Source organism: Colwellia sp. SU-HH01172 (genome assembly GCF_057553355.1).
Genome location: NZ_BAAJMB010000001.1, coordinates 1,015,138 through 1,039,579, shown reverse-complemented (window position 1 = coordinate 1,039,579; position 24,442 = coordinate 1,015,138). Strand labels below are relative to the sequence as shown.

18 protein-coding genes are annotated in these 24,442 nt (G+C 39.4%); 12 read left to right on the top strand and 6 right to left on the bottom strand.

The features are described 5' to 3' along the window. Positions 1–74: 74 nt before the first annotated feature. Both AC27JP_RS04565 and AC27JP_RS04560 read right to left on the bottom strand, forming a co-directional pair. The gene (locus tag AC27JP_RS04565) at positions 75–905 is read right to left on the bottom strand and encodes a CvfB family protein (protein WP_487112494.1); all 831 of its coding nucleotides are present in this window, start codon (positions 903–905) and stop codon (positions 75–77) included. Positions 906–990: 85 nt separating this feature from the next. After that, positions 991–1,452, bottom strand: a complete 462-nt coding sequence (locus AC27JP_RS04560) for a tellurite resistance TerB family protein (protein ID WP_487112492.1) — start codon at positions 1,450–1,452, stop codon at positions 991–993. Positions 1,453–1,677: 225 nt separating this feature from the next. Between AC27JP_RS04560 and nagX the strand changes: the two genes are divergently transcribed. From nagX to AC27JP_RS04545, 3 genes are all read left to right on the top strand, one after another. Beyond that, complete coding sequence (gene nagX / locus AC27JP_RS04555; RefSeq protein ID WP_487112491.1) at positions 1,678–2,841, top strand: transmembrane glucosamine N-acetyltransferase NagX; 1,164 nt, start codon at positions 1,678–1,680, stop codon at positions 2,839–2,841. A 256-nt stretch (positions 2,842–3,097) separates the two neighbouring features. Continuing rightward, a complete protein-coding gene (locus AC27JP_RS04550) occupies positions 3,098–4,315 on the top strand; it encodes an efflux RND transporter periplasmic adaptor subunit (protein ID WP_487112489.1) in 1,218 nt (405 codons plus the stop codon). A gap of 2 nt (positions 4,316–4,317) precedes the next feature. Beyond that, entirely contained in the window at positions 4,318–7,521 is a 3,204-nt protein-coding gene (locus tag AC27JP_RS04545; RefSeq protein WP_487112487.1) for an efflux RND transporter permease subunit, read from the top strand. Positions 7,522–7,632: 111 nt separating this feature from the next. On the opposite strand, the gene AC27JP_RS04540 is transcribed toward AC27JP_RS04545, so the two are convergent. Further along, positions 7,633–8,472 carry a 2OG-Fe(II) oxygenase family protein gene (locus AC27JP_RS04540; RefSeq protein WP_487112485.1) on the bottom strand — a complete coding sequence of 280 codons (840 nt, stop codon included), beginning with the start codon at positions 8,470–8,472 and terminating at the stop codon, positions 7,633–7,635. 171 nt (positions 8,473–8,643) lie between these two features. Between AC27JP_RS04540 and AC27JP_RS04535 the strand changes: the two genes are divergently transcribed. Together AC27JP_RS04535 and AC27JP_RS04530 are read left to right on the top strand one after the other, a co-directional pair. Beyond that, positions 8,644–8,931 (top strand): hypothetical protein, encoded by a 288-nt coding sequence (locus AC27JP_RS04535; protein WP_487112483.1) that lies wholly within the window; start codon positions 8,644–8,646, stop codon positions 8,929–8,931. 280 nt (positions 8,932–9,211) lie between these two features. After that, positions 9,212–11,767 (top strand): sensor domain-containing phosphodiesterase, encoded by a 2,556-nt coding sequence (locus tag AC27JP_RS04530; protein WP_487112481.1) that lies wholly within the window; start codon positions 9,212–9,214, stop codon positions 11,765–11,767. Positions 11,768–11,902: 135 nt separating this feature from the next. Here the strand turns inward: AC27JP_RS04530 and putA are convergent, their stop codons facing one another. Then, complete coding sequence (gene putA / locus AC27JP_RS04525; RefSeq protein ID WP_487112479.1) at positions 11,903–15,727, bottom strand: bifunctional proline dehydrogenase/L-glutamate gamma-semialdehyde dehydrogenase PutA; 3,825 nt, start codon at positions 15,725–15,727, stop codon at positions 11,903–11,905. 152 nt (positions 15,728–15,879) lie between these two features. On the opposite strand from putA, the gene AC27JP_RS04520 reads away from it, so the two are divergent. From AC27JP_RS04520 to AC27JP_RS04500, 5 genes are all read left to right on the top strand, one after another. After that, positions 15,880–16,362: a winged helix-turn-helix transcriptional regulator gene (locus AC27JP_RS04520; protein ID WP_487112477.1), complete on the top strand. Its 483-nt coding sequence runs from the start codon at positions 15,880–15,882 to the stop codon at positions 16,360–16,362. A 180-nt stretch (positions 16,363–16,542) separates the two neighbouring features. After that, entirely contained in the window at positions 16,543–18,234 is a 1,692-nt protein-coding gene (locus AC27JP_RS04515; RefSeq protein WP_487112475.1) for a M28 family metallopeptidase, read from the top strand. A gap of 71 nt (positions 18,235–18,305) precedes the next feature. Then, on the top strand, positions 18,306–19,148 hold the full coding sequence (locus AC27JP_RS04510) for an HDOD domain-containing protein (RefSeq protein ID WP_487113455.1): 843 nt from the start codon (positions 18,306–18,308) through the stop codon (positions 19,146–19,148). Positions 19,149–19,377: 229 nt separating this feature from the next. Then, the gene (locus tag AC27JP_RS04505; protein WP_487112473.1) at positions 19,378–20,802 is read left to right on the top strand and encodes a sodium-dependent transporter; all 1,425 of its coding nucleotides are present in this window, start codon (positions 19,378–19,380) and stop codon (positions 20,800–20,802) included. 109 nt (positions 20,803–20,911) lie between these two features. Further along, positions 20,912–21,805: a class I SAM-dependent methyltransferase gene (locus AC27JP_RS04500; RefSeq protein WP_487112471.1), complete on the top strand. Its 894-nt coding sequence runs from the start codon at positions 20,912–20,914 to the stop codon at positions 21,803–21,805. 71 nt (positions 21,806–21,876) lie between these two features. On the opposite strand, the gene AC27JP_RS04495 is transcribed toward AC27JP_RS04500, so the two are convergent. Both AC27JP_RS04495 and AC27JP_RS04490 read right to left on the bottom strand, forming a co-directional pair. After that, positions 21,877–22,491 (bottom strand): LysE family translocator, encoded by a 615-nt coding sequence (locus AC27JP_RS04495; protein ID WP_487112469.1) that lies wholly within the window; start codon positions 22,489–22,491, stop codon positions 21,877–21,879. A gap of 16 nt (positions 22,492–22,507) precedes the next feature. After that, entirely contained in the window at positions 22,508–23,359 is an 852-nt protein-coding gene (locus AC27JP_RS04490; RefSeq protein ID WP_487112467.1) for a DNA ligase, read from the bottom strand. Positions 23,360–23,540: 181 nt separating this feature from the next. On the opposite strand from AC27JP_RS04490, the gene AC27JP_RS04485 reads away from it, so the two are divergent. Together AC27JP_RS04485 and AC27JP_RS04480 are read left to right on the top strand one after the other, a co-directional pair. Further along, positions 23,541–24,053, top strand: a complete 513-nt coding sequence (locus tag AC27JP_RS04485) for a hypothetical protein (RefSeq protein WP_487112465.1) — start codon at positions 23,541–23,543, stop codon at positions 24,051–24,053. Positions 24,054–24,198: 145 nt separating this feature from the next. After that, complete coding sequence (locus tag AC27JP_RS04480; RefSeq protein WP_487112463.1) at positions 24,199–24,438, top strand: PGPGW domain-containing protein; 240 nt, start codon at positions 24,199–24,201, stop codon at positions 24,436–24,438. The last annotated feature ends 4 nt before the right edge of the window (positions 24,439–24,442 follow it).

The following is a 24,442-nucleotide window of genomic DNA, read 5'->3' as shown; positions in this document are numbered from 1 at the left end:
TTTAAGCTAGATGTTGATGATAAAAAAAGCCCGGTTGGGCTTTTTTTGTTTTTAATGGCTTAACAGCTTTGATTCTACTTCAAACGAATGCCATTCGGCTCTATGGTAATTTTACCTTTCTTCATTAAATTGCCGACCGTGGCTTTAAAGGTTTTTTTACTGACCCCTAAGGTACGCTTGATCAGCTCAGGGTCACTTTTATCATGCAAAGGACTAAAGCCATCATGCTCAGCAATGTGAGCTAATAATTTATCGCTAAAGTCTTTAACTTTGCCTTCACCTGGACGGCTAAGTGAAAGATCAATACGACCATCTTCACGCACTTGTTTAATATAACCGGTTATTTTTTTGCCAATACGTAGCGGTTTAAATATTTCATTGTCGTAGAGTAGGCCCCAATGTAAATCGTTAATAATCGCTTTAAAACCAAGATCGGTTTTAGTGCCAATAGTTAATTTTACTTTGTCCCATTTTTGATACTGTGCAGGCCAAATATCAATAAACTTATCGAGTTTGCTTGAAGCGACTAAACGGTCTGTTTTTAAATCAAGAAAGATACGAACTAAATAATACTTTCCTACTTCCATTTCGGTATGTTGCTGGTTGTATGGCACTAGTAAATCTTTTGGTAAGCCCCAATCTAGAAACGCGCCCATTTTATTGACTTGTACTACTTTCAATGAAGCAAATTGATCAACTTCCGCTAATGGTTTTTCGGTTGTTGCAACTAGCCGATCTGCGGTGTCTAAGTATATGAATACTTTAATTTCGCTACCAATCTGGCAGTTTTCAGGAATAAAGCGGTTAGGTAATAAAATCTCGCCTAACTCGCCAGCATTTAAATAGGCGCCGCTATCATTAATTGCTACAACTGGAAGGGTATTATATTTGCCGATACTTGCCATGTGGATTCTTGGGGTCAGTTAACTTGCGGCTATAATAACCGATTTGGCGACAAGTTAACTATAACTTTCAATACTGGGCGGGCTTTTATTTGCTGTTACTGTGTTTTGATTGGATATTTAATTTGCTTTGAATATATTCACTGTGTCGTAAATGTAATAAGTCGGCAATTTTTCGAATAATATGCTCTTCAATACTGGCAAGCTCGCCATCGGCATAAGCCACTTGCCATAAAAGATCTAGCATTTTAAGCCTTTGTTCTAGGCTATAGTTTTGGTTGATTTTAGAGGTGAATTGATAAAAGTCAGTGGCACTCTCGCATAACAATAGTGCGTGGTTAATGATCTCTTTTACTTCCAACTCTGACAGCTGAAATTGCGTTGAGATAATGTCGTTTAGCTTGCTTTGTTCATTGGCATCTAGTTGCCCATCGGCGAGCATAACCTCGCAAAGTAGAACACTACAGGCGATTTCTAAACTAATTTCATTCTTTAGACTATCTTCTGTCTCGCCTAAAGACTGAAAAAAAGCGCTAATTTTTGATAACATAAATATCTCCTTAACGATTTCTTAATAGTAATGTATTTTCTTTTTGGTACAAGCGCTTAAGCTTTTTAATTCATAACAAATTGTAACGGCTAGCGGCAAGTGAGGGGATTTTGCTTATTTGCTATTCAAGATATTAATGATTATTATAATTCAAACAGAAATGACAGCGCTGTCTTTCTCTTGGGGATCTCTAGTGCTGTTTTAAATGGAGTATTGTTAAGCCTGATGAATATTAATGATAAAACGGTAAGTCAGCACAGCGGTGGCTATGAAAACAGTAAACCAGCAAGAATACTTTCTGTCGATGCTTTGCGTGGCTTTGACATGATTTGGATTCTTGGTGCAGAAGGAATTTTTGCTGCGCTATTTGTTGTTACCGGGTGGTCATGGCTGCATACGCTATCACTGCAAATGCAGCATTCTGTCTGGCATGGTATTACTGCCTATGATCTAATCTTTCCATTATTTATTTTTCTAGCTGGTGTTAGTCTTGGCATCAGTGCTAAGCCGATTATTCAGTACCCACCGGACAAAAGAACAGCAATGCTTATCAGTAGTATCAGGCGTTTATGCTTACTGATCTTACTCGGAATAGTATACAATCATGGTTGGGGAACAGGTATACCCGTACAAGTTGACGAAATACGTTTTGCCAGTGTGCTTGGACGTATTGCTATTGCTTGGTTTGTCGCGGCAATGCTGTGCTGGTATGTCAGTGAGAAAGGCCAGTGGTTGATTGCTGGCACTATCTTAGTAGGTTACTGGCTATTACTTGCTGGCGTCGAAATTTCCGGTTTTGGTGCTGGTGACTATAGTACTAGCGGCGCATTAAATGCCTGGTTTGATATGAAATTCCTGCCGGGGGTAAGTTATCAAAATTTAGCAATTGACCCTGAAGGTGTATTGTCAAACATTGCCTCTATCGTCAATGCTCTCGCTGGAGTATTTGTTGGCCGTATGATGATACGTCACGCGTCTGATCCGTTAATGCTGATGCAACGTATAGTGATATTTGCTGTTATCTGCTTAGCTGTGGGCTTTGCTTGGCACTTAACTTTTCCAATTAATAAAACCTTATGGACCAGCTCTTTTGTTTTAGTTACCGTTGGCTACAGTAGTTTACTGTTAGTGATTTTTTATTACCTTTTTGATGTTTTAAAGCTAACAAAGTGTGCGACATTTTTTGCGGTGATTGGCTGTAACTCAATTATCATTTATTTGGCAACTAGCATTATTAATTGGCAGTACATTAGTAAAAGCTTATTTGGTGGTGTGATTATGCACTTCGACAATGGCTGGAGCATGCTACTAGAGCTCTTTTGTATCGTGTTTTTACAATGGTTATGTCTATATTGGCTATATCGACGAAAAATATTTATAAAAGTTTAACTTTTTAGTGAAAAAAACTAACTTGTAATAAAAGTCACATTTATTTTGTGGCTTTTTTATTTTGCGAATAAAAATATTTTAATTTAACTTGTTGTTATGTAGGGTTTTTTAATTGTTTTTGTGCTGTGGTTACAAAACGGCGCGGATATTGTAACAAGCATTTACAACTTTGTTAGTTTTTGTAGTCGATGATTTCTGTATCCTGTCTGCAATATACTAATTATTATAAAAATTTATACATTGTGAGGACATTATAGTGACACGGAAAAAACAGATATTCATACCTATTGTCATTTTAATTGCAGGTTTTTTGATGTTTATGCTTTTTTCAAGTATGAAAAAACCGCCTGAGGAAAAAGAAGAAGTTGATAATACGCCAATTGTTGCTGTTGAGCCGATTTCTGTTGTGCCAATGACATTACAAGTTGAATCTTATGGTGTTGTTAAACCTAAATATGAAACTGAGCTTGTCGCACAAGTTAATGGCCAGATTGTTGAATTGTCAGAAACTTTTGTCCGTGGTGGCTTTGTTAAAAAAGGGCAATTATTAGCACGTATTGATCCTAATGATTATGAAGCGGCATTAATTGATGCTGAAGCCAATATGGCATCAGCCCGAGCGGCACTTGAAACAGAACGCGCACAAGGTCGAGTAGCAGAGCAAGAATGGAAACGCATTACAAATACCTCTCCTACAGAGTTAAGTTTACGTAAACCTCAGTTGGCACAAGAACTTGCCCGTGTAAAAGCCGCGCAAGCATCAGTGTTAAGAGCTAAACGTAATTTAGAGCGCACACAACTTAGAGCACCTTATGACGCTATGATCGAAAGCCGCAATGTTGGTTTAGGTTCTTTTGTTGCTATGGGCAGTATGGTTGGTAAATTATTAAGTACATCAATTGCTGAGGTGCGTCTGCCGGTTGCTGATAACCAACTTGAATTTTTGGTTGCGCAAGGTGACGGTGCAGCGGTTAATTTAATTGGTACTTTTGCCGGTAGTGAAATGATTTGGCCTGCGAAAATCGTCAGAAGTGAAGGTGTAATCGATAGTAAAAGTCGCATGAGTTATCTTGTTGCTGAAGTTCATGACCCATACGCACTTGTTGAGCGTAAAAATGAAACGCCAGTGCGTTTTGGCTCTTATGTTACCGCAAAAATTTTAGGCTTAGAAATTGCCCAGGCAACAAGTATTCCACGTCACTTAGTCGATAATAATCGTGTTGCAATTATGGATAGTGACTCTAAGCTGCATTACGCAAAAATTGATATTGTCCGTCAAGAGGGGAGAAATGTTATTGTTTCGAATGGCCTTGCTGATGGCGATCAACTGATTGTTTCTGCACTTGATTACCCTATTGATGGTATGAAGTTAGCGTTAATAGGTGACAAGCAAGAAGAAAGTGAAGAAGAACAAGTTGATAATGCTGACGGTGACACGCAAGTAGCGTTAATTGACAGCGATTCAGGAGAATAGTTATGACAACTGTTGCCCCAGAAAAAAAAGCTGAAATAGATCATACAATTGACACTAATAAAGGCTTAATTGCCTGGTTTGCTCGTAATAGTGTTGCTGCAAATTTATTAATGATTTTTATTTTAGTGGGTGGTTTTTTAACCATTCAAACCATTAATAAGCAGATGTTCCCGCAAGTTAAAATTAATTGGATTTCTTATGCTGCGCCTTACCCAGGTGCGGCACCACAAGAAGTGGAAGAAGGCATTACTATTAAAATTGAAGAGGCTTTGGAAACCGTTCAAGGTCTTAAACGAGTTATTACCTATTCTAATCGCGGCTATTCTAATGGCTGGTTTGAAGTTGAATTAGACTATGATCCACAAGTGGTCTTAGAGGAAGTCAAATCGGCAATTGATTCGATATCGAGTTTCCCGGATGGCATGGAACGGATAAAAATTGAACGTGAAAAGTTTCGTCAAGAAGTTATGTACATTAGTTTGTATGGTGACTTAACTAATGGTGAGCTGAAGGAGTTAGGTCGAAAGGTTCATAATGAAATTCAACAATTACCGCTGATTAATATCTCAGAATTATTCACCGGTTTAGATTATGAAATATCAGTAGAAGTAAGCAAAGATAAGCTTCGTGAATATGGTTTGAGTTTTAATGACATTGCTAAGGCAGTGCGCAGTTATTCACGTAACATGTCTGCGGGACAAATTCGTGCTGAAAATGGCTATATCAACCTTCGTGTTGAAAATCAGGCCTATCGTGGTCATGAATTTGAGCAAATTCCCGTGGTAACGTTAGAAGATGGTACACGTATCCTGTTAGGCGAAGTGGCAACCATAGTTGATGGCTTTGAAGAGGGCCTACAATATTCTAAATTCAATGGCAAAAATTCAGTCACTTTATTTATTGGTGCGGCTGATAACCAAAGCATTACCAATATAGCTGAAGTTGTTAAACAATACGTAGAGAAAAAAGCAGACGTTTTACCAACCGGTGTTAAATTAGAAACTTGGGTAGATATGACTTACTACCTTGAGGGTCGCTTAAACATGATGGTAGACAACATGAAAAGTGGTGCAGTATTGGTATTCTTGATGCTAGCGCTATTTTTACGTGTTCGTTTGGCGTTTTGGGTGATGATGGGCTTACCAGTATGTTTCTTAGGTACGTTGTTATTTATGCCTTTGGAATTTATCAATGTAACTATCAATGTTATTAGCTTATTTGCCTTTATTTTAGTGTTAGGTATCGTGGTTGATGATGCGATTGTGATGGGGGAAAGTGCCCATGATGAAATTGAAGAGCATGGTCACACTACCGATAATGTTATTCGTGGTGTCAAGCGTGTAGCTATGCCGGCAACCTTCGGTGTTTTAACCACTATAGCGGTGTTTTTGCCTTTCCTTTTTGGTGAAGGTCCATCTTCTGCATTTGGTAAAGCCATTGGTTCTGTGGTGATCCTTTGTTTAATTTTCTCGTTAATTGAATCGAAGCTAATACTTCCGGCGCATTTAGTAAAAATGAAAATTAAAGAATTTAATCCTAAAAACCCTTTAGACAGATTAAGGGCATGGGTTGATACCAATTTAAAAGTATTTATTGAGAAAGTATATCGCCCATCATTAGCCTTGTTCCTTGAGTATCGCTACGGGGTATTGATGTTCTTTATTAGTTTAATGCTAATTAGTGCCGGGTTATTTGCAGGTGGCTTTGTGCGCTTTGTTGGTCAGCCGAAAATTCCACATGACTTCCCTAGAGTAACAGTGGAAATGAATGTTGATGCCTCAGAAAAAGCAACTTTAGATACCTTACTAAATATTCAGGGTGTGATTAATCGTATAGATAAAGATATTGAAGTTAAATATGGCAATTCAATGATTTCAGATATGCAGGTTGATTTACGCAGCAGAACCAGTGGCCAGTTGATGGTGAAATTGGTTGTTCCTGAGCAAAGACCTATTAATACCTTTGAGCTTGCTGATATGTGGCGTGAAGCTATTCCCAATTATCCAGGAGTTAAGTCATTAACCATTGGCGATAACCTGTTTGGTGGTGGCAGAGATGATGGTGATATTGCCTTTAGATTAGAGAGTAAAGATGACGCTGATTTATTAGCGGCGGCGAAAGAATTAAAGGCTAAATTAAATTCATTAAAAGGCATTGGTGATGTCAATGATAGCCGTCAAACTAGTGCCAAGGAAGTGCAGTTTGAGTTAAAACCATTAGCATATAGTCTAGATCTAAGTTTAGCGGAAATTGCCTCACAAGTGAGCTACAGCTTTTATGGTTTAGAAGCTCAACGTATTCTTCGTGACAGCGAAGAAATCAAGGTTATGGTACGTTATCCGCTTGAGCAACGAAGCTCTGTAGGGCATGTTGATGATGTTATGATTAAAGCGCCTAATGGTGCAGAGTTACCACTGTCGGAACTTGCCGTGATTACCTTACAAGAAGGTGTTACTCGTATTCGTCGCGAAAATGGTAACCGTACTATTAATGTTTGGGCGAGCGTTGATGCTGAGCAGGTAGAACCTTTTAAAGTGGCTAAAGATATTCGCGATAATTTTATTCCAGAGTTATTGAGAAAATTCCCACAAGTGAAAAGTGAAGTGTCGGGTAGCATTCAAGAAGAAATGGAAAGTGCAAATGACCAATTACGTGACTTTGTTATTTCATCTTTAATTATCTTTTCGTTACTAGCGATTCCATTAAAGTCATACTCACAAGCGACCATGATTATGGTGGTAATTCCATTCGGTATTATCGGTGCGGTATTAGGGCACTTTATCTTAGGTATGGACTTAAGCGCCTTGTCTGTGATGGGGATATTAGCTGCTGCAGGTGTTGTCGTTAACGACTCCTTAGTGATGGTAGATTATGTTAATAATGCACGAAAACGTGGTGAACGATTGAAAGATGCAGTCATGCATGCCGGTACTAAGCGTTTTAGAGCGATTATGTTGACTTCAATTACTACCTTTATCGGCTTAGTACCAATCATCTTCTTTGAAGTGAGCGCACAGGCAAAAATAGTTATTCCAATGGCGGTGTCATTATCTTTTGGTGTGCTATTCGCAACAATTGTGACTTTGGTGCTTATTCCGTGTCTATATTTGATTATTGAAGATATTAAGTCGTTATTTAGACGGAAAAAGAAAGTGCAACAGTTAGAAACTGTAGAGTTAGATAAACTTAAAGTGGAAACATTGTAAGTTAATCACTAACGAGTATTTGCCAAATGACAAAAAAGCCATCACATTGTGATGGCTTTTTTAGTAGTTTAATATGACCTGATACTATCTATTCTCAAGTGGTCACTTAGGTTATTTAACCCCAAGTTCTCTTAACCTTTCTAATAGGTAACTTTCTTGTGTATGTTTTTCAGAAAGTACCACTTCGTTTCGTGGGTGCAGGAAAAGTGGTAATGAAATACGTGACTTACCTGAATTTGCCCCTGTTGGGTTAATAACGCGATGACTAGTTGAAGGGAAGTAGCCTTGTGAAGCCTCTTGCAGCATATCGCCAATGTTGATAATCAAGCTACCAAAATCACAAGGCACATCGGCCCACGCACCATTTTGTTGTTGCACTTGCAAACCTGGCTCGTTGGCCGCGGGTAATATTGTCAGCAAATTTATATCTTCATGGGCGGCAGCGCGAATTGCACCTGGCTCTTCGGTACCATCGAATGGCGGATAGTGCAGCACTCTCAATAAGGTGTTAGGGGTATCCATAATCATATTCGAAAGTGGCTCAGAATAGTGCTTAGCTACGTCTGCAGGGCTGTGTTTTTCAACCCAGTCTAGCAATTCGCTGGCTAAATCAGAGGCCATTTTATAATAATTAAGAATATCTTCTTTTAGTTGTTGAGGAATGCGGCCCCAAGGGTAAATGTGATAATACTCTTTAATGTCTTTCTTGGTGTGCCCTTTCGCTGTTTCCGAAATTTCAGGGGCAAAATAGCCATCTTGCTTTTCTGGATCAAAGGCGAATTTTTGCTTTTCATCATGAGTAAAAAACTGATACCAGTCTTGATATATTTTCTCGACTAATGACTGTTCAATGGGGTGATTCGTTAGTACGCCAAACCCGGTATTTCGTAAACTTTCAACAAATTTTTGTGGTGCGTCACTGGCACGATAATCAACAACTTGTACTTGCATAATTTTCCCCTTATACAAAATCTTAATGATTAAACTTTATTTTTACGTATTATATACCCAAACTAAAGGGAAGTGGATGATAACAATAATCTACACGGCAAAGTCTGCTGCAATGGCATAAAGTCGTTTCCTACAATAACCATTAATTTTTTAGCAATATAAGTGAAGTAAATGATGAAACAATTAGCTTTGATAGTTTCCGGGGTATTATTTTTTTCAGGTTGTAGTTCCAATAATAATATTTGTGAAGATGCGACACTTGCTGCCGAGCAAGTACAACAATGTCAGTCGCTACATAAGCAAATCATTAATGCTAAAAATAAGCCGTTAATTCGTACCGAATTAGAGCGTAGGTATCAACAGGACTGTATAGATATTCGCTTTTATCGTGATGATAAACAGGCTGGTGTTTGTGGTAATAAAGCCGAGGTTGCTGATGCGCAAAAGCTGATTAATTAGCGCCTAATTCAATGTGATCAATCGCACAGTCTAGTTCTATATTTTCGAATCGCGGAATATTTCAAAATTTACATTGAATTTATTTTCGGTTATTAAGGTAACACTTTAGAAGTAATTGCTTTACTTCTAAAGTGTTAAGTGAGAAGTTAAGTCGGCAGCTAATGGGCTCGTTTAGCGACAATTTTAATTTGTTTCGTTACTGTGCCGTCTTTATAGATACGTCTTGCGTTGCGCTTATTGACTGCTTTATAAAATTAAAATGTGCTGTATGGTGGAAAATTTGAAGGATCCTTTAGAATCAACAACGAATGCAGAGTTAGCGAAAGAATCTATTGCATTGCTGAGTAAGTATCAGAAACTTCAAGATCGCTATACGGCATTATTAAAGCTTAACCAATTATCTTCTGATTGTGCCAATCTCGATACTTTTTTTACCCAAGTTCACCATTCCATAGCCTCTATCATGAGTGCGAATAATTTTTATATCGTTTTATATGACCAAACTATGGCGACATTAGATCTGGTTTATCATGTTGATGAAAATGACGAGATGGAAAAGCGCAAATACCCGATGAGCCAGTTTAAAGGTTCAATGACCTCGTATGTTATTGAAACTGGCAAAGCACTTTTAGCAACACCAGAAGTTATCTCAAAATTAGAGCAAGAGCAGAAAATAAAAGCTATTGGCACTGCTGGTATTGACTGGTTGGGTGTGCCTTTGATGCATGACGGTTTTGTGATTGGTGTGATGGCGGTGCAAAGTTATTCAGCGGCCACGCGCTATCAAGAGTCCGAGTGTGACTTGCTGGCGTTTACTGCCCAGCACATTGTCACCGCATTGACACGGGTGCAAGATAGAGAGCGGTTAAAAACGGCGGTTGATGCCCGAACACGAGAATTGATGCAACAAATACGTGATCGAGAAAAAGCTGAGTTACTGCAAGAGTCGCTGTACCGTATTTCTGAATTAACCAATGATCCCAATCTGGACATTGAAACCTTTTACAATATGGTCCACAACATTATTGGCCAGTTGATTAACGCCGAAAATTTTTACATTGCGAAATATAATAGCGTTAATGATGAAATATATTTTGCTTATTATTTAGATCAATCTCCTGATCATATTGTAAAGGCATTTGAGCCACGTAAGGCTGGAAAAGGGCTGACAGAATTAGTATTAAAAAGCGCTGAAACGGTTTTGCTTGATAGAGCTGAAATGCTGAAACTGTATCACGAAAATAAAGTCGCTAAGCCGCAAACTGATGTGGTGTCCTGGTTAGGTGTGCCATTAATTCATTCTGGTGAAGTTTTGGGGGCCATGGTATTACAAAGCTATCAGCGCTCAATATCTTTTACTGAACAAGATGCCGAGCTACTACGCTTTGTCTCCCGCCACGTTGCTTCGGCCTTGAAACGCAGAGAAATAGCCGATTATGAACGTAAAGCCCATGAATTATTGGAACACCAAGTTAAGTTAAGAACCGTTGCCCTTGAAGACGAGATAAAGCAACGTAAAGAAGCAGAAGAAAAGCTTAAGCACGCCGCTTCCCACGACATATTAACTGGCCTACCTAACCGTGCTGTTTTTACCGATTTATTAAATCATGCCATTGCTTGCAATAAGCGTCGGCCTGAATTGAAATTTGCCATACTATTCCTAGATTTAGACCGATTTAAGATGGTTAACGATAGTTTAGGCCACCATGCCGGTGATAGTTTATTAAAAGAAATAGCGCTCGCCCTAGTGGAAATGGTTAGAGACAAAGATACTGTCGCGCGACTCGGTGGTGATGAGTTTGTCATTTTAGTTGAAGACTTAGAAAATAGTGAAGAAGCCTACGATATTGCCAAACGCATTACCGAATTATTATCCTCACCTTTTATCATTGAAAACCAACCTGTTTTTATCGGTACCAGTATCGGTGTTTTATTTAACAATGAGCGCTACGATAGTGCCGATACTATGCTTAGAGATGCTGACATTGCCATGTATCATGCCAAAGATAAGGGCAAAGGGCGATATGAAGTCTTTGATTCGAGCATGCATAAGAAAGTGCAAAATGCTTTGTTACTGGAAGCTGATATTCGCGAAGCCATCGATAACCGAGAGTTTGAACCTTACTTCCAACCGATAGTGCAAATGGTTGGTGAAAAAATTATTGGCTTTGAAGCCTTGGCGCGCTGGAAAAGTACTAAGCGAGGTTTAGTGTTTCCGAATGACTTTATTCCGTTAGCAGAAGAGACTAACTTAGTCATGGCAATTGATATGCAGATTTTAGAAAAGTCTTGCCGGCAATTAAAAATTTGGCAACAGCGCCTCGGCTTAGACCATCTTTACGTTAGTTGTAATCTGTACTGTAATCACTTCTTTAGCTTAAGTTTACCGCAAGATATTCAGAATATTATTGATAAAACCGGTGTGCAGCCCCATCAAATTCGAGTCGAGTTAACTGAACGTGCCTTGTTGGAAAATAATGATGTTGTGCTGAAGAATATGCGCAGCTTAAAAAAAATGGGCGTGAAGATATTACTCGATGACTTTGGCACCGGCTATTCAAGCTTAAGTTATTTGCATCGTTTTCCAATGGACGTGCTAAAAATAGATAGATCTTTTATTGAAAATGTTCATGAAAAGGGCAACCATCAAGCGATTATCAAAACCATTATTGATTTAGCGGCTAATTTAAATATGGCCACGGTTGGTGAAGGCATTGAAAATAAGGCTGATGCTGAATTGTTAACCGAAATGGGCTGTATTTACGGTCAAGGGTATTATTATTTTAGGCCGTTGCCTGGTGTTGAAATAGAAAAATTTTTGCCCAGTAACTGTTAGCTGTTTCCTGCTTGCACTTGAGTTAACATCAAACCCACTCCGCAGACGTTTTGTTAAAAGATAATTTAGTGCTAAAAAAACCACCAATATGCTTACAAAGATGGTTTTTTATGGTTTATTTCAGGTCAGAAATTATTAACCAACATTTGATTCCATGGTCATCAGTGAGGCGTTACCGCCGGCGGCCGTGGTGTCAACAGTGACTGTTTTTTCTGTCACCATGCGTTCAAATAAGCTTTTGTTTGTGTAAGCGGTGATCAGTGGCAATATTGCCCCCTTTCTTGCGGCGATAGTTTCGCCAATCAACTTCTTCAGTGGACTTGCATTATCAATCACTGCACCTGCTAATGCCGGTACATTAAGTAATGTTGGTAAGTTGCCTAAAGTTACAACCTGAAAAACGCTTGCAGGTAAACCAGCTTGCGTTAACAAGTTGGCAATCGCATTAGTTTCTGTCAGGTATTGCTTATCGACTAAAGCGATCACACAATTTCCAGCACTTAATGCCGATACAACCGACATCATCCAAAATTCAAATGGCGTATCGCTACAACGAACACAAGCCAAAGTACCACGAGATTCTAAATGGAGAATATTTGATTCACCTGTTGGCCCAGGCAATATTGTTGGCGCTGCTAAATGTTTTTCTATCAGCAATAATTGTGCACGTAAAGCCGTTAAGGTTGTTGATAACTCGCCTTCTTGAGCAACAACAGCCTTGTTGGTTGCAAGCTGTGCTAACAATTGGCGGATAATTGATACTTTAGTATTTAAAGAGGTGAAGCTCCATTTTACTTCGGCACTTTTGGCTTTGCGTGCTTGTTGCTCAACAGCGTTGCTATTAGATGCCGCTTCTGCAATATCAGCATTCAACGTGGCTTGCATATCGTCTGATAAGGCCACATCTGCAATGGTAACTTTGTCTTTAACTAAACGTGTTAAATACATTGGTCCACCTGCTTTCGGCCCCGTTCCTGATAAGCCACGACCACCAAAAGGTTGTACACCAACAACAGCGCCAATCATATTACGATTAACATAAACGTTACCAGCGCGTGAGCGTGCCGCCAAATAACGGCTTTTTTCTTCGATGCGAGTATGAATACCCATAGTTAAACCAAAGCCGGTGCCATTAATTTGCTCAATAACATTTTCGAGCTGATCAGCACGGTAGCGAACAACATGGACAACAGGGCCAAATACTTCTTTTTTCAGTACTGATAAATCACTGATTTCATATAGTCTAGGTACGAAAAAGTTATGTTGTTCTTCACCAATACTGCTATCGAGTGTTGGTGCTTTACAGGCATAATGTAAGCGGCCATTATTTTGTAAGTAATCAACATGTTCGTTTAAAGCGCCAAGGGCTTTTTTATCAATAACTGGGCCAACATCTGTACCTAAAAAGGCTGGGTCGCCAAGGTGTAGTTCCTGCATTGCGCCTTTGATCATGGTGATGATTTTATCAGCAACATCTTCTTGCACGAATAGTACTCGTAATGCGGAACAACGTTGTCCGGCACTTTGAAAGCCTGAGGCAACAACATCATCTACCACTTGCTCTGGTAATGCCGTTGAGTCAACAATCATACAGTTTTGGCCGCCGGTTTCGGCAATCAGTGGCACTGGATCACCTGTTCGTTCGGCAAGTTTTTGAGAAATCCAGCTGCCAGTTTCAGTCGAGCCAGTGAACATAATGGCTTGAATACGCTCATCAGGCACTATGGTTTGGCCAACTTTACTACCACGGGCAATAACTGGTTCTACAACGCTGTTTGGTAATCCGCACTCGTGCATAATTTCAATGGTACGTAAGGCCACTAAGCTGGTTTGCTCTGCTGGTTTTGCCACTACGGTATTACCGGCAACTATGGCTGCTGACACTTGCCCTAAGAAAATAGCGAGTGGGAAGTTCCAAGGACTAATACAAAGTACCACGCCTCGAGACTCTAAACTGCCATCGGCTAAAAGTTCTTCTGCACGAGCGGCATAATAACGACAAAAATCTACCGCTTCTCGTACTTCTGCAACACCGTCAGGAATAGTTTTTCCGGCTTCTTTGGTACAAAGGGCAATTAATTCATCACGATGAGTTTCTAATGCATCAGCAGTTTTTAGCAAAATTGCGGCACGTTCAGCCACCGGAGTTGCTGACCAGCTAATAAAGGCATTATTCGCGCGCTCAACAATGGCTTGCATTTCGGTTTCATCAGCATGTTTGATATAACCAATTACTTCGTTAAAGTTTGCCGGGTTTGTAACTGCTTGTGCGCCTTCAACCGCCGTTGATTGGGATGCTTTTTCGAACCAAGTCGTAATGTTAGTTCGCATTGCCGTTAATTCATCAATGGTTGTTAAATCAATACCTTTTGAGTTTACTCGGCCAACATTATGTTCGTGTTGGTATATTTCAATTGATTGTGGGATCTGCGGGTTGTATTTATTCCGCCACGCTTGCACAGTTTCAACAGGGTCAGTCAATAATGACTCTACCGGAATGTTTTCATCAACAATATTGTTAACAAATGAGCTATTCGCACCATTTTCAAGTAAGCGACGAACTAAGTAAGCCAGTAAATCTGAGTGTTCGCCAACTGGGGCGTAAACACGACACTGAGCGCCTTTGCCAGTGACAACTTGGTCGTATAATGATTCACCCATGCCATGTAAACGTTGGAATTCGTAGCCTTGAACATCGCCAGCAATTTCTAGAATAGTGGCAACGGTATAAGCATTGTGTGTGGCAAACTGTGGAAAAATACTGTCGCGATATGCTAGTAGTTTTTTCGCACAAGCTTGATAAGAAACGTCTGTTGACGGTTTACGAGAGAATACTGGAAAGTCATGATAACCTTCCACTTGTGCTTCTTTGATTTCGCTATCCCAGTAGGCTCCTTTCACTAAACGCACCATCATTTGGCGACCTGCTTGCAATGTTAAATCGCGTACCCATTCGATAACGTCAATACCACGCTTTTGATAAGCTTGTACTGCAATACCAAAACCATTCCAACCATCAAGATCTTTATCTAAGAATACCGCTTCGATTATATCTAAAGAAATATCTAAGCGATCGGCTTCTTCGGCGTCAACCGTAAAGCCAATATTATAGGCTTTTGCTGCCAGTGCTAATTCTTTCAAACGTGGAATGAGTTCTTCAATGACGCGTTCACGGTGTGAGAATTCGTAACGCGGGTGAATAGCCGATAACTTGATAGAAATCCCAGGGCTTTTTTCTGGCCCTTTACCTTTGGCAGCAACACCGATGGCGTCAATGGCATTCATATAGCTGTTAAAATAACGGTCGGCATCAGGCATAGTACGCGCACCTTCACCTAGCATATCGTATGAGTAAGTGTAGCCTTTTGCTTCGACATCAATGGCACGTTCAATAGCACCGTTAATGGTGTGTCCCATAACAAATTGAGTACCCATGATTTTCATGGCATAACGCACAGCTTTACGAATAACCGGCTCACCTAAGCGACCCACGGTTTTCTTAAGTAAGCCAAACTGGTTTTGCTTATTGCTGTCAGTATAGTTAACTAATTTACCTGTTAGTAATAAGCCCCAAGATGATGCGTTAACGAATAACGAGTCACTATTACCTATGTGTGAACTCCAGTCACCTTCGGCTAACTTGTCACGAATTAAGTCGTCAGCCGTTAATTTATCTGGCACGCGTAGCAAGGCTTCTGCCAAACACATCAGTACCACACCTTCTTCGGTAGAAAGTGAGAATTCATTAAGCAAAGCATCAACGCCACCTTTACCTACTTGATCCTTGCGAATATTAACCACTAAGTTACGGGCATATTCCCAAGCACGAGATTTAGCATCTACGCTGATTTCGGCAATAGGCAGCAATTTTTCTAGTATAGTATTTTCGTCTGCGCGGTAATTATCACGAATGGTTTGACGTATTGTGCTGACATTATTAAGTGTGCCGTTAAATAGCATAGTAACTCCTCGTTTGGTTCGGTTAAGTTGCTTTTTATATTCAATATTAGCTGCGCATTTTAATGATAATTCAACAGAATGTGTTGGCGTTTTTGCGGTTTTTGCGGTAATTTATTCTGTATTTAGTTCTTTTTGCCATAAAAAATACCGCCATGAATAATGATAAAGTAAGAAGTTTAGACCGAATTGATTTAACTATTTTAGACGTTTTGCAAAAAAATGGTCGAATTTCAAACAGTGAATTATCTAAAAAAGTTAATTTAAGTGCTAGTCCATGTTTAGAGCGTGTTAAACGTCTTGAGCAAGATGGTTATATTGAACGTTATGGTGCATTTTTAAACGCCAGCAAATTAAAGTACGGTATGTCGGCATTCATTCAAGTGACACTAGACCGAACAACGGCGGACATTTTTAATGATTTTCGCGAGCAAGTGATTAAAATTAAAGAAGTTGCCGAATGTCATATGGTGGCGGGCGGATTTGATTATTTACTGCAGCTGCGTTTTGAAGATATGGAAGCATTTAGAAAATTGTTAGGAATGATTGTCGAACTGCCAGGCGTGTCGCAAACACATACCTATATGGTGATGGAGCATATTAAGCGTTACTCCGGTGTTCCTATCTTTGAAAAATAAGTTCTTGTGATGCAAAGTTATGGCAACATTTTGTTAACTATCACTTTATTGTATATCGCTAGGTAAGCTAGTTTTTTATGTTTACACTCGATATAGTGTTGAAGAGCTTGGCTGTTGACTATTCTGAAATTTGAGTACGCTTTCAGTCAAATATAAAAATAATACCTTCAAGAGAAAGCCATGAGATTTCCGCTTATTAAAACGGCCAAATTGTTTACCTTATTTACCATTACCACTATGGCACTGTTTGCATGCAATAAGCAGCAAACTATTGGGCAACAGCAGGTTGAAGAAATACCTAGTCAAGTTAACGCTGAGAATATTAAAGCCCATATAGAGTTTTTGGCGGATGACACTTTACAGGGCCGAGATACTGGTAGTAACGGTTATCAAATCGCCGCCAATTATGTGCAATCATACTTTAAGCAGCTAGGGCTTATACCATTGGGCGAAAATGTCGCTGTTGAGCCGCGAGGTTTTGAACAACAAGTTACATTAAGAAAAAGCTATTTAATCGACGGCTCTGCAGTAGCAACAATTCATGGCATAAACGGTGATGCTGAATTGACTTATGGCAAAGAATTTCTCATGTCAGGTTCAAGCTTGCGACAAGATACGAGCATAACAGCGCCAACCGTGTTTGTCGGTTATGGCGTGATCTCCGATGAATTTGGTTACAACGATTATCAAAATCTTGATGTTAAAGGCAAAATTGTCGTGGCGTTATCTGGTCGGCCTGACGATTTACCGTCAGAGGAAGGAGCTCATATTGGCTCTGGAGCCGAAAAAAGTCGTCATGCGGCTGAACGTGGGGCGGTAGGTTTTATTACCGTTCATACGCCAAAGCGCGAGAAAGTTCGAAGCTTTGAAAAATCAGCTCAGTATGCCAATACTCCTAGTTTAAGTTGGTTAACAAAAGACGGCACTCCGTTTGGTAAACACCCAGAAATTGTTGCCGGTGCTTATATTCAACATGAAGCCGCAAAAACCTTATTTGCCAGTGCGCTAACAGAGCTTAACGACATTTTTATCGCTGATGATAACAATAGTGTCATTAAAGGCTTTGATTTACCGCATAAAGTGACCTTGAAAAACCGCTCTCGTCATGAGCAGGTTTCTAGCCCGAATATTATTGCCGCCATTGAAGGTAGTGATGAACAGCTGAAAAATGAATATGTGGTTTTCAGCGCGCATTTAGATCACATTGGTATCAGTGAGCACAAAGATGAAGCTGATACGATTAACAATGGCGCGTTAGATAACGCCTCGGGTGTCGCCATTTTACTTGAAACGGCACGTTTGCTTGCTGAAATGCCGATTAAGCCCAAACGCTCCGTATTGTTTGTTGTGGTGACAGGGGAAGAAAAGGGCTTATTAGGCTCTAGTTATTTCGCCAATAACCCTACCGTTCCTGTGACCCAGCTGGTTGCTAACGTCAATTTAGATATGCCATTGATTTTATATCCCTTTGCGGATGTGATCGCGTTTGGTTCAACCCATTCAACCATGGGAGACATTGTTGAAACGGCGGCGAAGAAAATTGATATAGAATTGAGTGAAGATCCGATGCCAGAGCAAGCACTTTTCACCCGCAGCGACCATTACAGTTTTGTTAAGGCAGGAATTCCGTCGGTATTCTTAATGACCGGCTTTAAATCGACAGATGAAAATATTGATGGCGGTGCAATTTTTGGCGACTTCTTAAAAAATCATTACCATCAACATAGCGATGAAATAACTTTGCCAATAAATTATGCGGCAGCAGCAAATTTTGCCTTGGTGAATATGATGATTGGTATAGAAATCGCTAACCAATCGGCACGACCAAAATGGCATGACGGTGACTTTTTTGGTTTAACTTTTGCGCAATAACAAGAGTTAAGCTTTATTTTTTGCATACAGCAAGTGGTAATTTCACTTTTAAATAAGGATGGTTAGAATTGATGAATGCTCACGAATATGCCATGCAGGCCAACGGTTCTTTTGCGTTGCCAGATGCGTGCTTTAAAGTAAAAGCTTTGATGGAAAATGATAATTCCACGATTGAAGATTTTGCCAATGTCATCAGTGTCGATCCTTCGATGACCTCGCGTTTATTGCAAATTGCCAATAGTGCGATTTATAGTTTTCCGGGTGAAATCAGTACCATTTCGCGAGCAATTACGATTATAGGTACACAAGCTATCTACAATATGATGCTGGTTGATGTTGCCGCGACGGCATTTAAACACTTCTCCAACCAATCAATAGATTTAAAACGGTTTTGGCATATGAGCGTTTTTTGCGGCTTAGCAACCAAGAACTTGGCGATAACCTCAGGTATTCGAGATATTGAACGCTTGTTTGTTGCTGGCTTATTGCAAAATTTTGGTGAGCTTATTGTTGCTAAAATTTCCCCTTCGCTTGCCAAAGAGTGTGAAGGCTACGGAGAAACTTTGCTACCTTGGCAGTTACAACAACAAGTGTTGGGCTTTACTTATACCGATGTGTCGGCTGAATTATTAAAAATTTGGCAAATTCCAGAAAAAATAATTTTACCGATTCGTCATTATAATAATGCGCAAAGTATTCAAATAAATAAAGACGTTAAGGTTTTGTATTTGGCATCACGGCTGGCATTGGTGGAATGTCATCCAGATGTTTTTAGTTATGATGATACGGTTGATGCCAAGCTGTGTCAGTCTTTAAACATTACCACCAGTGATCTTGAAGATGCGGCAGATTTTGCCAAAATTGAAGCGGAAAATATTCTTAATATTATGAATGCGACATTTTATGTCCAATAAATATTTCGCTAATCGTGATAGAGAAAACACTGCAATAATTTATATACACTTTGCTTCGTATTAAGCCATAGCAAAACAAGACATTAATAAAAAAGCCTGCTAGCATCAGTCAGCGTTTGTATTAGTGAAACGCGAATAAATGGGCATTTTATAGCGAAACGAATAAGTTTAGCTATAACACAAAACTAACAATTATTAGCCCAGCAAAAAATTACAATGAAGGACATTTATGAGTACAGAAAGAGAACATTTTAGTTCCCGCTTAGGGTTTATTTTGGCTGCTGCTGGCTCAGCGGTTGGTATTGGTAATCTGGTAGGGTTTCCCGTTAATGCCGCCAAAAATGGTGGTGGCGCATTTTTATTAATGTATGCTCTTTTTGTTTTCTTGATTTGTTTGCCGGTAATGATTGCCGAAATGGCAGTTGGTCGCAAAACAGAGAAAGAACCTGTTGGTGCTTATAAAACCTTAAGTGGTGGCAGCAAATCGTGGGGAGCTGCTGGCTTTCTCGGCGTGTTAACTCCGTTTATGATTGCCGTTTTCTATATGGTATTAACGGTATGGATATTTGGCTACATCGCCTTAACCTTGACTGGTAATCTAGATTATTTGGCAAGCAGCAATGGTTTTGGTGAATTTGTTAATAGTCCGTATTTATTTGCCGCCATGTTTGTGGTTGCGGGCATAATTAACTTTATTCTGGTCGCTGGTGTAAAAGATGGCATTGAGCGGGCATCGAAAATTTTAATGCCAACGTTGTTTGTTATGCTACTGATCATGGTGGCTTATGTCTTAACCTTAGATAATGCAATTTCTGGGGTAAAATTCTTTTTAATTCCTGACGTATCTAAGCTTACCCCTGCCGTGATAAATGGTGCGCTATCTCAGGCCTTTTTCTCGCTGTCGTTAGGGATGGGGATATTAATTACCTACGGCTCATATATTAACCGTAAGACGGATATCGTCGGTTCAGCAAAGCTTGTTGCGATTACGGATACTGCCGTTGCATTTACTGCCGGTCTAATGATATTACCAGCGGTATTCTCATTTAATCCGAACGTTGATCCTGCTCAATTAAGTGATAGTTCAGTTTCCTTAATTTTTACATTTTTACCTAAAATATTTTTAGCGTTACAAACATCGATTGGCTATATCGGCGCGAGTGCGGTTGCGGCCTTTTTCTTCATTTTAGTGTTTTTTGCAGCAATTACTTCCTTAGTATCAATTTTGGAAGTGCCAGTTTCCTATTTAGTGACGGAAAAGAAACACAGCCGTAAAAAAGCCTTATCAATATTATTAATGACAGCTGGTATATTGACTGTTTTTGCTACGTTATCGTTTGGTATGGTGTCTTTCTTTACTGAGTTTACTTCCTATGCTGGCGGTGTGCGTTCGTTTTTTGATGTGGTTTACGATATTTTCTACGATACTATTTTGCCACTCAATGGTTTCTTGCTGTGTGTGTTTGTTAGCTACCGTTGGAAGAAACATCAGCTTTCAGAAGAGTTAGCCTTAGGTAATGAAAACTATAAAGGCTCTTGGGTAGAAAAATACATTAACTTTTCGTTAGGTACCTTTATTCCGGTGATCGTCTTTGGTATTTTTGTGAATACGGTGGCGCAGAAATTTTTTGCTTATAGTATTTTTGGCTTCTAAGCCATAGCCCATACGCTTTATTTGATTGCGATAAAGCAATTTAAATAAACCCGAAAGCCGGATAATTTGTTATTATCCGGCTTTCTTTTTTTGTTAGACAGCTTTTCTTATGATTGAGTTTATTCAAACACCTGACTTTACTGAAAGCCAACGTTTATTTCATGGCCGTGGTCACGCCTATCCTGATTTGTCGCACGTCAATGTCGACTGGCTAGCTCCGGTAATTTTAATTACTTTATATCAAGAAGTTGAAGCGCAGTGGCTGGCTGAACAAGTTGAAAAATTACGGACACTAACCGATCAGTGCCAGTCGATTCAAGTGCAATATCGTTGCCGAAAATTTGCTCCTTGTGAATTGCTGTGGGGAGAGAATATTAGCAACTTGCAGGTGATTGAACATGGATTAAAATATCATATTAGCTTAGGTAAGGCGCAAAATTCTGGGTTATTTCTCGATATGCGCAATGGCCGAGAATGGGTTCAGCAGCGCAGCGAAAACAAACGGGTGTTAAATTTATTTTCTTATACCTGTGCATTTTCTGTTGCTGCTCTTGCAGGTGGCGCTAGTAAAGTTGTCAATATTGATATGAGTAAAAGCTCATTGGCTAAAGGCCGTGAAAACCATCGTTTGAATCAGCAAGATTTAACAAAGGTGATTTTTGAAGGTGTTGATATTTTTAAATCTTATGGTCGACTTAAAAAGCATGGTCCTTATCAGCTGTTGGTGTCTGATCCGCCGTCATTTCAAAAAGGCAGTGTTGATATTGCCAGAGATTACAAAAAAATTATTCGACGTTTACCTGATTTAATGTCTGAAAATGGCGATGTATTATTGTGTTTAAACTCACCAGATTTAGACGAAGCATTCTTGCTAAATGAAGTGGCAGCAGAATGCCCAGAATGCGTTTTTCAGTATCAGCTTGATACACCTGAGGTATTTAAAGAGGCGGAGCAAGGTAAGGGTTTAAAATGTTTATACTTTATTTATAAGCCTACTGAATAAACAAATTGAACGAATATAGAGTTCTTCTACATTAAGTTCAATTTGTGTCGTTATTGAACGATAAACTTGTTCTAATTCAGTACTACGCGGGCGGCAAGCAATATTAGAAAGCTTCCCGTTATTTTGTCCACTATATGACTATTGGCTTTTAATTTTTCCAAAATAGGGCCTCGAGACATAGTGTAGGCGATAATTACATACCACAGCATATCGATAAGGCCGACGGTGCCGGTCATAATCGCTTTTTGCTGCCAACCAGCATTAGCATCCACAAACTGGCTAAACAGTGCTAAGAAAAATATTGCCAATTTAGGGTTTAAAAATGCAATCAGAAAGCCATCACGCCAGCCATTAATTGTTGGGTCTAGCACATCACTTTTGTTAGCAAATTGAATGTTCTGCTTTTTGCTCATTAGTGCCTTTATACCTAGATATAAAAGAAATGCCGCTCCTGCATATTTGATTGCATTAAATAACATTGGTGATTGGACAATTAACACACCTATGCCCGTTGCCGTAATTGCCGCATACAAAGCCACGCCAATGCCATGACTAATTGCTGTACTATAACCTTGAGTAGCACCGCCATTTAAGGTGTTTTTGATCACTAATGCCAAACTTGGGCCGGGTGAAAGCGCCCCTAAAATGCAAATAACTACCAGCGATAGCCATAAATGAAATTCCATAATTTAATCTTAAACCTTAATGTTGTTCTTTAATGCGAAGAAAGCTGGCAAATCTTGGCACACCTCGTTGCGTTTTACCAATGTATTTGTAGGTTATTACACTGCCAATTTTAGGTGGTTGTTTGCGTTGTTGATCGGAAAAGCCACTGCCAATTTTAAATAGTATGCCTTCAGGCGTTTTTACTTTGATTGCGCCAAGTAAGCCTTGATATTTGCCTTTCCCCGGCATGTGAGCAATCACTTCTGCTTCGGCATCTTGATGTTTCTTTAGTTTTAAGAGATTTCTACTACGACCGCTTTGATAAAGTGCAGAGCCAAGGTGCAGCATCAAACCTTCGCCATTATTGTCAACAACTTGATTTAATAGTGCGTATAAGCTTTTAGTGTTTGCTATTTTTTGTTGTTTTATCATGCTTAGATGTTGCGATTTTGTTGCCTGAATGACTTGCTCCATCAGGTGTATTCGCTCAGTAAAGTTCGTTTTTTGATGTGGTAAATCAAACACCATAAGTTTGAGTTTTCGCCAGCATTCGCCATTTGACCTGGTAGTTCGAACACAAGCGCTAATTTGTTCGAACTTTGCTCTGGCACTCCATAATTCACCATCTAACGCGATTTTCGGCCAATTTTCAGTGAACCAAAGCGGCGGAGACAGCAAGTTGCCACTGCGAGTTAATAATTGCTGACCATTCCAATAACCTCTAACACCATCAAGTTTCTCACTGACCCAATATTGCTCTATAGCAACCGGCTTTTGATAATGGCTGGCGAGTTGTAATTTAGGCTTTTGTTGAGCAAGTGCGTAAGGCAAATAGCAAAGTAATAATGCGGTCGTTATCGCATATCGTTTGATGGCTGATTGAAACATCCGTGTTCCTAACAAAATTGAGCGTTACTCCATTATAGACGTTTTTCAATATTGTGAGATATGGCAGTTCTATAGCGTTAAATTGACCTTACTTTAAGGCTAAAATAATTGTTGGGGTCGAATTTTCTTCAATGTTGACTACACTGTTTGCATTCAACCTGAATTCAATGGACGATATCAGATGAAACGATTATTAGGTGTCAGTATTATTTTGCTGCTGTTAATGCATTCAATGCCTGTTATCGCGGCTAAAAAGCATTGTCAGAGTTACCGACAAAAACTCGACAATATTCAATCACAACAGCGGCAAGGAAACTCGCTCAAGCGTAGCAATAGTTTGGCTAAAAAAGAGAAAAAAGCCCGCGATACTTGGTGGCGCTGTGAAACTGGAAAATTAAAACCTAAGTCTAAAAAGAAGAAAGTTAAGCTTAAATCTAAGAAAAAACCAAGTAAAAAATACTATAAAACCGATAAAAAGCAGCATAGTAAACTGGCTAAAACCCTAGTGCCATTTGCCAATAGTAAAGCTATTGTTGTCAAGGCCAAGTATCAAGGTGAAAAACTTCAGGCATGGTTAAAGTACTATCGGCCAGAGAAAAAGTGTGCGCGACCTAAATCGACACAAATATTTGCCGCATGTGTTGAAGATAAGCGTCGTCAACAAGGTGAATTTGAAGAAAGTTATTTAAGATAAATGCCCGATATCTAGCAAAATTGACCAATTTAAGAGAACGGGCTTAACTAGGGATGTTATATCTCTTTGTAAATAAAGAATATTTTAGTTGGAATAACTATTGCTTTTGATCGCTATTATTATAAATAGTAAAAAAGAGTGCGATATGCGAGAAAAATTAAAACGAACAACGCTAACAATATTAGGCTTTTTATGTCTTTTAATTGGTTGCGTTTTTATTTTGTTACCAGGCCCGGCGGTGATATTTATTCCCTTAGGGTTAGCGCTGTTAAGTATGGAGTACGCTTGGGCTAAGAATTGGTTGAGAACAAGTCAGCGATATTTTCGACAAGCGGCGGTGAAAGCTGATGATGGTTTACGCTGGTTAGGAAGAAAATTGCGTTGATAGG